Source organism: Chryseobacterium sp. CS3K3.1, assembly GCF_059515165.1.
In genome coordinates this window covers 210,800-225,364 of the sequence record NZ_JCAKRV010000003.1, presented here as the reverse complement: position 1 = coordinate 225,364, position 14,565 = coordinate 210,800, and the positions used below count along the sequence as shown (strand labels likewise).

At 37.6% G+C, this 14,565-nt stretch carries 10 protein-coding genes; 6 read left to right on the top strand and 4 right to left on the bottom strand.

Annotated features, from left to right (window positions below; genetic code table 11):
• Positions 1–76: 76 nt before the first annotated feature.
• Entirely contained in the window at positions 77–1,306 is a 1,230-nt protein-coding gene (locus AC5YGI_RS04900; protein ID WP_110010172.1) for an ABC transporter permease, read from the bottom strand.
• A gap of 4 nt (positions 1,307–1,310) precedes the next feature.
• Here AC5YGI_RS04900 and AC5YGI_RS04895 point away from each other — a divergent pair, with 4 nt between their 5' ends.
• The gene (locus tag AC5YGI_RS04895) at positions 1,311–2,507 is read left to right on the top strand and encodes an exo-beta-N-acetylmuramidase NamZ family protein (RefSeq protein WP_137905905.1); all 1,197 of its coding nucleotides are present in this window, start codon (positions 1,311–1,313) and stop codon (positions 2,505–2,507) included.
• Here the strand turns inward: AC5YGI_RS04895 and AC5YGI_RS04890 are convergent, their stop codons facing one another.
• The 3 genes from AC5YGI_RS04890 to AC5YGI_RS04880 are packed head-to-tail and all read right to left on the bottom strand — an operon-like array spanning position 2,508 to position 4,541.
• Positions 2,508–2,714: a hypothetical protein gene (locus tag AC5YGI_RS04890; RefSeq protein ID WP_089690129.1), complete on the bottom strand. Its 207-nt coding sequence runs from the start codon at positions 2,712–2,714 to the stop codon at positions 2,508–2,510.
• Positions 2,715–2,718: 4 nt separating this feature from the next.
• Positions 2,719–3,351: a DUF3575 domain-containing protein gene (locus tag AC5YGI_RS04885; RefSeq protein WP_330747295.1), complete on the bottom strand. Its 633-nt coding sequence runs from the start codon at positions 3,349–3,351 to the stop codon at positions 2,719–2,721.
• Between the two features lie 14 nt (positions 3,352–3,365).
• Positions 3,366–4,541 carry a thioredoxin family protein gene (locus AC5YGI_RS04880; RefSeq protein WP_137905903.1) on the bottom strand — a complete coding sequence of 392 codons (1,176 nt, stop codon included), beginning with the start codon at positions 4,539–4,541 and terminating at the stop codon, positions 3,366–3,368.
• A 228-nt stretch (positions 4,542–4,769) separates the two neighbouring features.
• Between AC5YGI_RS04880 and AC5YGI_RS04875 the strand changes: the two genes are divergently transcribed.
• From AC5YGI_RS04875 to AC5YGI_RS04855, 5 genes are all read left to right on the top strand, one after another.
• Positions 4,770–6,353 carry a sensor histidine kinase gene (locus AC5YGI_RS04875; protein ID WP_496167676.1) on the top strand — a complete coding sequence of 528 codons (1,584 nt, stop codon included), beginning with the start codon at positions 4,770–4,772 and terminating at the stop codon, positions 6,351–6,353.
• Positions 6,354–6,482: 129 nt separating this feature from the next.
• On the top strand, positions 6,483–9,056 hold the full coding sequence (locus AC5YGI_RS04870) for a zinc-dependent metalloprotease (RefSeq protein ID WP_330747292.1): 2,574 nt from the start codon (positions 6,483–6,485) through the stop codon (positions 9,054–9,056).
• 6 nt (positions 9,057–9,062) lie between these two features.
• Positions 9,063–12,392, top strand: coding sequence for a SusC/RagA family TonB-linked outer membrane protein (locus tag AC5YGI_RS04865; RefSeq protein WP_496167675.1), 3,330 nt, complete (start codon positions 9,063–9,065; stop codon positions 12,390–12,392).
• A 12-nt stretch (positions 12,393–12,404) separates the two neighbouring features.
• The gene (locus tag AC5YGI_RS04860; RefSeq protein WP_496167673.1) at positions 12,405–13,724 is read left to right on the top strand and encodes a RagB/SusD family nutrient uptake outer membrane protein; all 1,320 of its coding nucleotides are present in this window, start codon (positions 12,405–12,407) and stop codon (positions 13,722–13,724) included.
• Between the two features lie 79 nt (positions 13,725–13,803).
• Positions 13,804–14,565, top strand: coding sequence for a LytR/AlgR family response regulator transcription factor (locus AC5YGI_RS04855; protein ID WP_446105149.1), 762 nt, complete (start codon positions 13,804–13,806; stop codon positions 14,563–14,565).

Here is a 14,565-nt window from a genome sequence, read left to right as displayed (position 1 = left end):
TCAAATATCAAATATCAAATATCAAATATCAAATATCAAATATCAATTATCAAATATCAAATATCAAAATATCGTATTAGTTGTACTTAATCGCCTTCACCGGAGAAATCTTACTGATCAGGTAGCTAGGAATAATCAAAGCCAGCCCTGAGATAATAAGAATTCCTACTGAGATGGAGACAATAGCAATAGGATTAAGATCTACCGGAACGGTGCTTACATAATAATTTTCAGGATTAAGTTTGATAACTCCAAAGAATTTCTGTATTAAAATCAATCCCAATCCGATAGCATTTCCGTACAAAAGTCCCGGAATCATAATAATCAGGGTATAATTGATAAAGGTAGCTCTTATCTGTGAATTGCTTGCCCCTAGTGTTTTGAGAAGACCAATAGAATTGGTTCTTTCGATAATAAGGATCAGCAAAACCATAATGATATTGATGACCACTACGATAAGCATAATAATAATGATCAAAGCAATGTTGGTATCAAAAATACTGATCCAGTCTGTAATCTGCGGGAATTTTTCTGTCGCTTTCTCAGCATAATTTTTATACCCGATCAGTTTCTCAATGTCAGGAAAATCTTTGTCAATATCATTCACATTCTTCAGGAAGATATCAATTCCGCCAATTTCATCAGGCTTCATATCCTGAATTTTTCTGGCATGATTGATACCGCCGATAACGAATTGCTCGTCAATGAGCTTGATATCCGTTCTGTAAATTCCGATAACTCTGAACTTACGGTAAAGCGGCTTCTGATCAGCTTTTAAAAATACGGTTACAATGCTGTCATTCAATTTAAGATGAAGGTCGTTGGCTACTTTCTGAGAAATCGCTACATCACTATTGAATCCTTTTTCTGTTACCTTCGGAGTCGTTCCGGCTATAAGGAATTTTTTAAATCTTAAACTGTCAAAATCCTTACCGATTCCTTTAAATATAATGCCTGCGAAATTGTGCTCATTACGCATAATTCCGGTAACTGTTACATATTTTTGAGTGCTTTCCACATCGGGAAGTTCTTTTATCTTGGCAATATTCAGTCCCTGATTGTCCAGTACAGAAGTATTGTATGAAGAATTGGATCTTGTAGATCTTACGGTAATATGTCCGCTGAAATCAGCCAGCCTTTCTTTGATAGCTTTTTTTGAACCAAAACCGGTGGCTACGGTAATGAGGGAAACAATAATTCCCAAAGCTACGGAAAGCCTGCCAATGAAGATGATAACCCTTGAAAGGTTATTTTTGTTATCTTTGGAAAATGCTATTTTTCTAGAGAAATATAAAGGAAATTTCAAGCTTATGAATTTAGATTTCAAAATTAAAAATTTACTTCTGATTTGCCTAATTTTTTTAGGAGTATTCAACCAATATTATTCTCAGACTCAAGTTCAACCGGATTTTAAAACGGGTGCCGACCAGCCTGAAATCTACCTGCCGCTGTTAAAGAATAAAACAATTGGGGTGGTAACCAATCAGACAGGTTTAATGAGTGATAAAACCCACCTGGTTGATTTTCTGGTAAAAAACGGAATTAAAATCAAGTCTATTTTCGCTCCTGAACATGGATTCAGAGGAGATGCAGATGCAGGGGCAAAAGTGAAGAACGGAGTAGATGTGAAAACAGGAATTCCCATTGTTTCACTATATGGAAATAATAAAAAGCCAAAGCCGGAACAGCTTTCCGGAATTGATGTAGTTGTTTTTGATATTCAGGATGTTGGAGTGAGGTTTTATACCTATATTTCCACTTTGTCTTACCTGATGGAAGCCGGAGCTGAAAATAATGTGGAGATCATGGTTTTGGATCGCCCCAATCCGCATGACGGATATACGGACGGACCTGTATTAAGGAAAAAATGGGCAAGTTTTGTCGGACTTCACGAAGTTCCTGTAGTATATGGACTGACAATAGGAGAGTATGGAAAGATGGTAAACGGAGAGAAATGGCTTAAAAATCAAGTACAGGCGAAATATACGCTTGTTCCGATGAAAAATTATCATAAAAAACAACGTTACCCAATACTTGATAAACCTTCTCCTAATTTACCCAATGATAAAGCGATTAATTTATATCCAAGCCTTTGCTTTTTTGAAGGTACACAGGTTTCTGTAGGAAGAGGAACAGATCTTCCTTTCCAGATTTATGGTTCTCCATGGACGGAAAATCTGCCTTATCAGTTTACGCCTAAACCAAGTTATGGTGCCAAAGATCCTTTCCTGAACGGGAAGTTGTGTTATGGTGAAAACCTTTCCAGTTATCCTAAGGATCTAAGAGAACTGAATCTTGAATGGGTAATCAAAGCGTATCAAAACTATAAAAATCCACAGCAGGATTTCTTCCTGAAAAATCTGTGGTTTGATACTTTATCCGGAACTGATGAATTGAGAAAACAGATCATCGCAGGAAAATCAATTCCGGAAATTAAAGATTCATGGAAAAAAGATCTGGAAAGTTTTGAAAAGATCAGAACCAGATATGTGGTGTACGAAGATTAATTAATCAAAATTTTGGGGCGGATTTTTATCATTTCTGCCCTTATTTAATATAAATAGTCCGATAGTTAATCCAACAACTCCTGCAAAAGCCGTCATTAAGGCTCTCTGTAATTTATCAGGTAGATCATTCCCGATATAATTCATTAAAAAAAGAATCACAAAAGTGATGACTGAAATGATAATATGATTTCTTCCGAATGGTTTCATTGTATTATTTTAATTTATAAGAAATCATGACACCGCCTCTGTATGGGATGATTTCACCGCTTTTATTAAATTCCTTGGCAGAATCGTAACGTCTTCCTGTAGATTTGTCGTACCCTTTATAAAACCCTTGTGATGTTCCGATTGTTCCGTAAATATCAAGATTCCAGCGCTCGGATAATTGAAACTGGTATCCTGCTGTAACTCCCAGCATTACAGAAAATCCTTTCTGGTACAGGTTGGAGTTCTTAAGGATTTCTCCATTCCAGTTTTCAAAAGTATCGTCATTCCAATAACTCCATTTTGTGGCATTGTAAGCAGCAACAGCTATGTTTGCGCCTACATACCAGTGTTTGAAAGCTTCGGTAAAATAATATCTTCCTTCTGCAGAGACAGAGTAAAACTGTAGTTTGTGTCCTGCGAATGATTTCCATGGTGAAATGAAAACATCTCCCTGAAGGGTATATTTCGGACTGATCTGTTTTTCTATTCCAAGGTTTAAAATCCCTATCGGAGCAAATAAAGCATTCCCTTTTATGTATAAACTGTTATCCTGTCCTCCTTGTTCCTGTTCCTGAGCGCTCAACGTAGTTGTAGACAGGAAAGCTAAAATGCCTGCTGCTAATAATTTATATTTCATCCGGTTTATAATGTTTATTTTATCTGCTTTAATAGTTCATCTGCCAGTTGAGAATCCTTATTGCCCTGAACTGCCATATTTTTAGACATTTCAGCATAGTTTTTTGCCATCTCTTTATTTCCGGTAAGGTGATAAAGTTTGGCAAGAATATAAGTGTTTTCCGAAGTTTCGCTTCTCATAACAGATTTTTCTGCCCATTCTGTAGCTTTCTTTAATGAAGATGGAGTTTTCACATGATCTGCAAATATCCATGCTGCTCTCAGGAGCTCATTCGGATCAAAGGCATCAGAATTTTTATAATAATCTAAAGCCGCTTTCTCGTATTCAGGAAAATTACTGTTCTGTTCATAATAGCTGAGTTTAGTCTGATTCAGCTTTTTGACAGCAGCTTCTTTCCCTACCAATGGTTCGGCAGCTTTCATAAAATAGTCATCATTGATTTTTTTATTTTTATCATCAATAGACTGTTCTACTATTTTTCCCAGTTTCAGCTGGGCATCAAATTCATTGTAAGTTTCTTCAGGAAGGAATTTAATAATCTCTGCTTTTCTGGATGCAAAAACAGGATAGTTGGTATCTTCCGATGATTTTACGAAATAAAGAAGAAATCCGATTTCATCCTTTGACAGTTCTTCGGTTTTCTTTTTGTTCTGGAAGTATCTTTCGGAAGCTTTTTTGGCAAATTCATAATCTGAGTTGGCATTAAGCTTCATAATATTGATCAGGAATTCCGGATCTTTTTCCCCGCCGGCAAAGCGGTCTTTAAGAGATCCTTTTTTGTTTCCCGGTGAATTGATATCCTGAGCCATTGCCACAAACAGGCTTTCTTCCATATATCCTGTATTTCGGGAAACAAGCTCACCTTCACCGTTCAGGAAAAGATAAGTAGGATAGGAGCGTACTCCGAATTTCGAAGCGATATCTCTGCCTTCTCCTTTTTCCATATCAAATCTCGCATTAATGAAGTTGGTATTGTAATAATCACTCACGGATTTCTGTGTGAAGACATTTTTTTCCATCATTTTACAAGGGCCGCACCAAGATGCATAGGCATCAATAAAAACCAATTTCTTTTCTTTCTTGGCTTTGGCAATAATGTCCTTGAATGGCAGTTCCTGAAACTGGATGGCTTCCTGAGCTGAAATAGCGATGGCACAAAAAATAGATATCCCGGAGATGATCTTCTTCATTTTCAAATAAGATTTGTAGGCGAAGATAATTAATTTTCAAAATATAGCGTGATGAATAGGTGGTCTCAATGACGATATTAACGAACTTTAAGACTTAAGCGTATCTGATTTTTGTTTTTCACTTTAAAATATGAAATCTAAATTTAATTCACTTTACAGTCCTGAAATCTTTGTTATATCTTTGCAAACGAATAATTTATATGTAGAGGAATCCATAATTTAGAGAATTTGATTATTAATTTTAAGCACGCCTTATCCAAAAAATCCATTTACATCACCGCTTTATCTGCCTGCCTGATCGCAGTGGCAGCATTTGCTGTTTTGAGTCTTTTGATCACAGAAGACAGCCGTAAGAATACCGATGATTTTGCAAAGAAAACATTCTTCCGAAAGTATGAATCGATAGAACATGAGTTCAGGAATATTGAAGATTATCAGTATCTGCTTCGCGCACTGATTCAAAAAGACGGACTGAAGAACTATAAAGATTATTCTTTGGTTTTAAATGATTTAAATAAAAAAAGAAATCTGCTCCCTTATAGCTGGTATTATTATGAAAACAGTAATTCGGGAAAGTCTGAGAGCAACAATCCTTTATCCGGTATTTTCAGGCAGACAGATCGTAAAGAGAATTCTATTGTTATAAAAAATAACGGTCCGGGGCATTTCAAAGATCTTCTGATTACTGAAAAAGACAGTATGTACTGGATGAGCTATGATTCTCTGGTACTGCCTGATAAAAACAAATTGTACTATGGCTCTACGGTAAGTCTGGATGATCTTCATCAATATTTTATCAACGTGGATAAAAGTTCCAATACCTACGCCTATGTTTTTACTAAAGAAGGAATTTGTATTACCCATCCGGAAAAAAAATATATCGGAAAGAATATTTTTGATTTTACGGATATTAAATCTAATGATACACTGACCAGCAAAACTGAAGCAGGATATACCAAAGGAACAGCAGTTTCAGAATATCTGGGAGTGGAGGTAACCCGTTTCATAAAGCCATTGAAGACTGATAATTTTGATGGATATACGGTAGTGAATCATGTGAATTTTATTATTGACGAAAATATCAGCAAGATAAAAACCTATACTGTTTATATTTTTCTGGCAGCGTTGTTTCTCATTGTAACGGTATTCATATTGTTTCAGAGAGCAACCAGTCTGGCTTATCAGGAAAAAGAAAAAATACAGTCTGAGAAGAATTTGCTGTTGATAGAGAACGAGAAGATGCACAAAGCCGAAGTGATCAATCAGCTTCAGCAGCTTAAAAATAACATTAATCCGCATTTTCTTTTCAATTCATTGAATTCCCTTTATATGCTGATCGGGATCAATAAAGAAAATGCACAGAAATTTACCATGAATCTTTCCAGGATTTACAGGTATCTTATAGTGCCTCCAAAAGATAATATTGTTCCTGTTTCGCAGGAAATTAAATTTATACAGCAGTACATGGAACTTCTGAAAAGCAGGTTTGATGAAGAACTGAAGTTTGAATTGATCATTAATGCTCCTGAAAGTCTTGAAAAAAGAATTCCGTATTTATCCCTTCAGATAGTCACGGAAAATGCGACCAAACATAATATTGCAACGATGGATCAGCCTCTGGAAATTATCATTATCGTTGATGAGGACGGGATCACGGTAAAGAATACCTGGCAGCCTAAGGCGGAAACGGTACAGGGAGAGAAATTCGGAATTGAGTATTTGAATCAGGTTTATGGATATTTTAAGAATAATATTCTTAATATTTCTGTAGATGGTGAATATTTCGTATGTTTTTTGCCTTTAATGAAGTAAAATAAAAATCCATTCACTCCCGAAATTTCACCACTCACTCCCTAATATTATATATATGATTCATGATACCTATAGCTTTGCTGGCTGAAACTAAGATATTTACTATTTGGAATGAATCGGACTATTTTAATGAAGAATTACAGGCTGGCACTGTATCTCGGTCTTGCTATGGCCTCACCAATGGCAATAGCACAGAAAAAAGATAAAGATACAGTAAAGGTCAACAAAGAAAAAACGGATAAGACAGAAACCTCTTCCTCCAAGAAAACCAAAAAGATTGAAGACCTGATCAAAAAAGGAACCTATAAAAAAGGACTTTTTAATACCATTCAAGTAAAGACGGATATTTATTTTGAAATTCCTGACAGTTTGATGGGACGTCAGTTTTTGGTGGTCAATAAACTTTCTCAGGTACCCATGCAGGTCAATGAGGCTGGTTTGAACAAAGGAATGAACTATGAGAATAAGGTGATCTCTTTTTACCGTGATCCTGTAGCTAAAAAAGTATGGGTAAAAACGGTGGTGCCTAAAGTGTCATCCCCAAAAAATGATGCCATTACAAAATCTGTGAAAGACAATTTTTCAGAATCTGTGATTGAAGTTTTTGATATTGAGGCACAAAACAACGACTCTACGGCTGTAGCCATTAAAGTGAACAAAGTTTTTGACGGAAACCAGAAAAGCTTTAATGATGTGCTGGCTAATGTAGGATTGGGTGGATCTGTGAAATCAAGTCTTTCTTATATAGAAGGTGTGAAGACTTTTCCTAAAAACCTTGTGGTGAAGTCCCAATTGTCTACTTCTGTCAATGAAGGCGGGGTAGATCTTCCGGTAACATTAGGTGTTACTACCAATCTGGTTCTTCTTTCTAAAATACCGATGAAACCAAGAGTCGCGGATTCAAGAGTAGGATTTTTCTCCGAAAAACACTGGTCGTTTAATGACAATCAGCAAAAAATGGATGAGAAATTCTTTATTACCAAATGGAATCTTGAACCGAAGGACGAGGACAAAGAAAAATATTTAAAAGGTGAGCTGGTAGAGCCTAAGAAACCGATTGTTTATTATATCGACCCGGCAACTCCAAAACAATGGCGTGAGAAAATCATTGCCGGAGTACATGACTGGCAGGCGGCGTTTGAGCAGGCAGGATTCAAAAATGCAGTGATTGCGAAAATGCCGGATGAAAAAGATGAAGATTTTGATATTGATGACGTAAGATATTCTGTGATTACTTACGCCGCTTCGCCAAAGTCAAATGCAATGGGACCATCAGTAGTAGACCCGAGAAGTGGGGAAATTATCGAAGCAGATATCATCTGGTGGCATAATGTAATGACTTCTCTTCATGACTGGATGAGAATTCAGACAGGGCCTATTGATCCAAAAGCAAGAGGAAATAAATTCAGTGATGAACATATGGGAGAAGCCATCCGTTTTGTTTCATCTCATGAAGTGGGGCACACTTTCGGATTGAAGCACAATATGGGAGCATCCTTTGCATTCCCGGTAGAGTCGCTTCGTTCCAAAGAATTTACAGACAAAATGGGCGGTACGGCACCTTCCATTATGGATTATGCCCGTTACAATTACGTAGCTCAGCCGGAAGATGGCGTTACAGCAATCACTCCGAAAATCGGTCTTTACGATAAATATGCCATCGAGTGGGGGTACCGTTGGTATCAGGATGAATTCGTAGAGAAAAAAGCACTGAAAAACTTAATTGGAAAACACGAAGATGACCCGATGTATTTCTATGGTGAGCAGCAGAGCTACCTGGAAACCATTGATCCGCGTTCGCAGTCTGAAGATTTAGGTGATGATGCGATGAAAGCCAGCGAGTACGGAATGAAGAATTTGAAAGTGGTTATTAACAACCTTTTGAAATGGACGTATGAAGATGGTAAAGAATATACAGATGCCGGAAAACTGTATCTGGGAGTGATCGGGCAGTGGGATTTGTATACAGGTCATGTGATGGCGAATGTAGGAGGAATTTACCTGAACAATACTGTTTTTGGTAACAAAAAGAAAGCTTATGAAGCTGTTCCTGCAGAAATTCAGAGAAGAGCGGTTGATTATCTTGTTAAAAATGCGATCAACCTTCCGGAGTGGTTATTCTTTAATCCGATTACAGAAAAAACGTACCCAGTAAAAGATTCGCCAATGGGACCATTTGAGCAGACACCATATACCATGGCAAGAGGAATGCAGTATGCAAATATCTATTCTTTGTTTATGGATGACAGACTGTTGAGGTTACTTGAGAATGAACTGAAACATCAGATGTCTGGCTCTAAAGAAGAAATCTATACGGTTGAAAATTTATTTGATCAGGTAAGAACTGCCATTTTCAGTAAAAAAGGAAGCCTTACGATGCTTGAGAAAATGACACAGAAAAATTATGTGGATGCTTTGATTGTCTCTGTGAACAAATTGTTTGAAAAAACAGCAGTAAAAGGATTGAAAACAGATGAAACTTTGAATATCCCGACCATCTGTAATTTTCATGAAGATGACCACGGTTTGAGGAATATCAATTATTCATCCATGAAAAGAGTATCTGAGGTGACAACTTACAAGAGAGCTGAACTTCAGAAAGTTCTGGATTTACTGAACAGAACAAGGTACAGAGGTGATGATGCTTCCAGAGCACATTACACTGATTTAATCATTCGTATACAAGAGGCTTTAAACAAATAAACGGCAATGAAAAAAACTCTAATACTTTTACCTCTTTTGGCTGCTAATATAGCAATGGCCCAGCAAAAGAAAACCATCACCGGGAAAATAGAAGACGGAAATACTTCTCAGACTATCAGCGGTGCATCTATAAAAATCGAGACCCAATCGGTGTCTACAAAAACGGAGTTGGAAGGAATTATCGAAAGTGTATCAGTAGGTACGGTGACCGATAAGGATGGAAAATTCATCCTGGAAATCCCTGCCGATACAAAGTCGGTACTGGTAAGTTTTCCGGGTTATGAGTCCAGAGTCATTCAGCTTAATGAAGGACAGACCAACTATACCATCAGACTGACTTCTGAGATTTCAGATAAAAATAAAATCCAGGAAGTTATTATCACAGGGTATCAGAAAATTGAAAAACGTAAGCAAACCTCAGCGGTTTCTACTGTGAAAATGGATAATATCAGCCAGGCTGGTGTTGCCAGTGTAGACCAGATGCTGGCAGGACAGATTGCCGGTGTGGCAGTAACTCCTGAAACGGGAGCTCCGGGAAGTCCGGCGAAGATCAGAATCAGAGGTACAGCTTCCCTTTCCGGTCCCCAGGATCCGCTATGGGTTATTGACGGTCTTCCGTTAGAAGGAAATGATGTTCCGAACTTTACGGATAAAGACAATATCGATCAGCTCCAAAACTTCTCTATCGCAGGTTTGAACCCTAATGATATTGAAGACATTACCATCCTTAAAGATGCAGCGGCAACAGCTATTTATGGAGCAAGAGCGGCAAACGGAGTAATTTCCATTACCACTAAGAAAGGAAAGAAAGGAAGTCTGAAACTGAACTTTTCAGCAGACACTTTCGTTACCTCTCGTCCTGATTTTGATAAATTAAATCTTTTAAATGCTTCTGAAAAAGTAGACCTCGAACTGATGCTTGCCAAGCGTGCAGATCTTACGTATCGTGCCGATAAAGGAGAAGTAATGAGAATTCTGACGCAGAACAGCCAGCTTGATGCTTTCAGAAACGGAGGTTTTGATGCGTTGAATTCTTTTACACGCCAACAAATTAACGGGTTAAGAAATAACAATACAGACTGGGGCAAACTGTTATACAGAAATGCCATCAACAAACAATACGGATTAAGTGTTTCCGGAGGAAGTGACCGTGCAGATTACTATTTCTCCCTGGGATACTATGATGAAGAAGGAACAACTATCGGTACAGGTTTTAAGCGTTATAACCTGACTTTAAAAAACAACTATAAATTAAGCGATAAGTTAAATGCAGGAATCTCTATTTTCGGAACGCAAAGTGAACGTACATCTTTTGTAACGGACGCTGATGCTTCAATCAACCCTGTGAATTATTCAAGAAATGCCAATCCTTACATGAAGCCTTTCAATGCAGATGGAAGCTACAATTATGATAGAGATATGGATGGTTTTGAAGATCGTTATATTCCTTTCAACTTCCTGGAAGAAAGAGAGAATACCAACTATTCACTGAAAAATAACTCTTTGAAAGCAATTTTAGATTTAGAATATAAAGCTTCAAAAAGTTTAAGATTCACCTCTCAGTTAGGACTTCAGTATGATGCTAATAAAACAGAGAAATTTGCAGCAGAGAATACCTACTTTACCAGAAAAATGAGAGAAAATACCCGTTATTACAAAGACGGTAAATACAATTACTTTCTACCGGCTGGTGCGGTAAAACAAAACTGGGATAATGATTTCTTCCAGTACAACTGGAAATTACAGGCAGCGTACAGCACAAAGATCAATAAACATGAAATTGATTTGATGGCCGGTACAGAAATCCGCAAAACAGAAGATAATACAACAATTACAAGAGCTTTCGGATATGACCCGAAAACAAGAAGAGCTACAGCGATTGTATTCCCGAATTCAGGTTTTGCAGCGGACAAAAGATATGAAACCTACCGTGAAGCAGCTCCTATAGAGAATGCCTATGCATCTATGTTTGCTACAGCGTCGTATACTTATGACCAGAAATATACATTTTTCGGAAGTGTAAGATATGATGGAACGAACCTTTTCGGGGTTAACAAAAAGTATAAATACCTTCCCATCTGGGCCGTTTCAGGATCATGGCTGGTAACGAAGGAAGACTTTATGAAAAATATTTCTGCGATATCCAACCTTAGACTGAGAGCATCTTACGGTCTTCAGGGAAATATTGACAGAAACACTTCACCATTCTTTATCGGTGAATATAATGATGCCACCATTCTTCCGGGAGGAAAAGAATCCATTATTAATGTTCTCAGCCCTCCGAATGATAAACTGAGATGGGAAAAAACCACCAATACCAACTTAGGACTTGATTTGGGATTGTTCAATAACCGTGTAAGCCTTACCGCTGATGTCTACAGCAGAAAAGGTACGGATATGATCAGTATGAAAGAAACTCCTTTGGAAACAGGATTCGAATATACGATGATGAACTGGGGAAGCCTGACCAACAAAGGTTTTGAATTGGCCATATCTACCAGAAACATCAATCATGATAATTTCAAATGGACGACTACCATCAACTTTGCACATAACAAGAGCAGAGTATTGAGTGAGCAGCCGCGTGATAATGCATTGCTTCCATCAAGAGAAGGACTTCCTGTAAATGCTGTTTTTGCTTTGAAAACTGCAGGAATGGATGAACATGGAAACCCATTATTCTGGAAAGGAGATCAGAAGATTTCAGCAGCAGAATTCTTTAAGTTATATGATGTATATGCAGATTTCCTGCCTGGGCAGCTTGTTGATACCAAACTTTCAAATGCGGAGCTGAGAAGCCTGTTTACGTATGTGGGAGACAGAGATCCTAAGTTTACCGGAGGTATTATCAACACCTTTAAGGTAAGTAATTTTGACCTTACGGTTTCTGCAACATTCAACCTGAAGCAGACGGTAATGAGAACACCTTCTTACCGAGGTATGGAGCTGGACAGAGGAAGAAACTACACCAGAGATATTTATGAAGCTGGAGGTTCGCTTCCGGGAATTACAAGTCCTGATATGGAAGCTAATCCGGACGGATGGATGGCGAATAAATGGTTTACCGGAAACCGTTCCAATGCCTACAGCTTACTGGATGTATGGGCAAAAGAAATTAGCTATATCAGAATCAGCAGCATCCGTTTGGGATATACACTTCCTAAAGAATTTACAAACCCGATGGGAATCACAAGTTTAAGACTGAGTGTTGAAGGACGTAACCTGTTTGTATTCAGCAACGGATACAAAGGGTATTTCGATCCGGAAACGTATGGTAATATTTATGCACAGCCTATCACCAAGTCGGTGACCGTCGGATTTAATGTTTCTTTTTAAAACTTGAGAAAAATGAGAAAAATTACAGCAATCATAGCACTTGCAGCAATCAGCTTTATCAATATCGGATGCGACAGGTTTTTAGATATTCAGCCTGAAGGAAAAGTGATTCCTGCCACAGTTGAAGATTACAGAAAAGTCCTTACATCTGCCTATTCAAAATATCCTGTTCACAAATCACTGGTGGCACTTCGTACCGATGAGGTGAATATTGATGATAATTCAACAGATTTTATTTCCTATCGTGAAATTGCGATGTGGAAAGATGCTAATAATGATCAGGCATCTACAGAATTTCCATGGGTAAGCTTTTATTCCGTGAACTTTTACCTGAACCAGATTATCAATGAAGGAAGCAAAACTATGCAGGATTCTCCTGAAAAGAATCAGATTTTAGCAGAGGCGTATGCTCTTCGTGCTTACCTGTATTTTGACATGGTGAATCTATATGGTAAACCGTACAATAGTGCTACAGCTTCTACCGACAGAGGAGTTCCGATCAGTCTTGAAATCGATCTTGAGCAGGTATTGAAGCCATCATCAGTACAGGAGGTGTACAATCAGGTTCATGCAGATCTTAAAAAAGCAGAAGATCTGATGGTAGAACAGAAACAAGCAACAGGATTGAACTACAGATTTTCAAAAACCGCATTGCTGGCATTTGAGGCAAGAGCTGCTTTATATGAAGGAGAATGGGATAAGGCTTTAAGCTATGCAGATCAGGTATTGGCAGTAAAAGGAGAGTTGAGCAATTTAAATACGGTCAACACACCACCCAACCATTATGCTTCTCCGGAGTCTATCATGGCTTTGGATAATACATGGGATAACTCTATAAAGAACTTGTCTTTTGCATCTCAGGAGCTGATTTCTTCATACAATACTACGGCAGATAAAAGGTTTGGCATGTATTTTGAAAAAAATGGTAGTAAGTATAAAGTCACCAAAGGAGGAAGTTTAGAATTCAAAGTGTCTTTCAGAACAGCAGAGCAGTATTTTATAAAATCTGAAGCATTATTAAAGTTGAATAAACTCGCAGAAGCTAAAGAAACACTTCTCAAAGTAATGAAAAACAGATATACTCCAGATGGATATACTTCAGTACAAAATGCAGTAAATTCAATGGATTCTGCAGCATTGATGAACTTTATCCTGGATGAGAGATTCAGGGAATTTGCTTTGGAAGGACAAAGATGGTTCGACTTAAGAAGAGCAAATCAGAAAAAAATAAGCCACACCATTAGTGGCAACGAGTATATTCTTCAGCAGAATGATCCGCGATATACCATTGAATATCCAATGAGTGCGAAGAAGAATAACCCTAATTTATAGAACTTCATATCAAATTCAATACAGAGGAAACCGCTTGAACTTAATTGTTTCAGCGGTTTTTTTGTACTTTTGCATCGTTATGAAAATTGCCATTATAGAAGATGAACTGCTGGCTGTGAATTATCTGAAAAATCTTTTGGATACACAGAGCATAGTCCCTGTTACAGAGACGGTTATTCTTCGTTCCAAAAAACAGGCAATTGAGTTCTTTGAGAAAGATTCTGCTGATCTTATTTTTATGGATATTCATCTCGGAGATGGAATGAGCCTTGAAATTTTTGAACAGGTAGAACTTTTTACCCCGATTATTTTCATTACCGCATTTGACGAATATGCCATGAGGGTTTTCAGACATTTTACCATTGATTACCTTCTGAAACCTTTCGAGGAAGAAGATTTGCATAAAGCTTTACAAAAATTTATTTCCATAAGAAATAATTTTGATCCTGAACCGGTTCTTAAATCTATGTCCTCATTACGACAGGCAGAAGATGAGGTGATGAAGCGTTTCATGGTAAGAGAAGGAAATAAACTAAAATCAATAGACGAGCATAACACTGCCTACTTTTTTGCCTCCGGGAAATACCTTTTCCTGACCACAAAAGATCATCAGACCTATATTTATGATGATACCATTAAAGATATTATTCAGAAGCTGAACCCTGAAATTTTCTTTAAGATCAACAGGAAATTTATCATTAATAAAGACGCGGTTTCCGAAATTATCAAGCATTCCAGCCAGAAAGTAGAACTTAGACTTTCACCGGAACCTGAAGTAAATGCTGAAATCTTTATCAGCAAATTGCAGATTACTGAATGCCTGAGCTGGCTGAACACCTGA

Bases quoted from the DNA above. Each gene is read 5' to 3' on its own strand.
- AC5YGI_RS04895 (WP_137905905.1), top strand. From the start codon at position 1,311: ATGAATTTAGATTTCAAAATTAAAAATTTACTTCTGATTTGCCTAATT.
- AC5YGI_RS04890 (WP_089690129.1), bottom strand. From the start codon at position 2,714: ATGAAACCATTCGGAAGAAATCATATTATCATTTCAGTCATCACTTTT.
- AC5YGI_RS04885 (WP_330747295.1), bottom strand. From the start codon at position 3,351: ATGAAATATAAATTATTAGCAGCAGGCATTTTAGCTTTCCTGTCTACA.
- AC5YGI_RS04880 (WP_137905903.1), bottom strand. From the start codon at position 4,541: ATGAAGAAGATCATCTCCGGGATATCTATTTTTTGTGCCATCGCTATT.
- AC5YGI_RS04870 (WP_330747292.1), top strand. From the start codon at position 6,483: ATGAAGAATTACAGGCTGGCACTGTATCTCGGTCTTGCTATGGCCTCA.
- AC5YGI_RS04865 (WP_496167675.1), top strand. From the start codon at position 9,063: ATGAAAAAAACTCTAATACTTTTACCTCTTTTGGCTGCTAATATAGCA.
- AC5YGI_RS04860 (WP_496167673.1), top strand. From the start codon at position 12,405: ATGAGAAAAATTACAGCAATCATAGCACTTGCAGCAATCAGCTTTATC.
- AC5YGI_RS04855 (WP_446105149.1), top strand. From the start codon at position 13,804: ATGAAAATTGCCATTATAGAAGATGAACTGCTGGCTGTGAATTATCTG.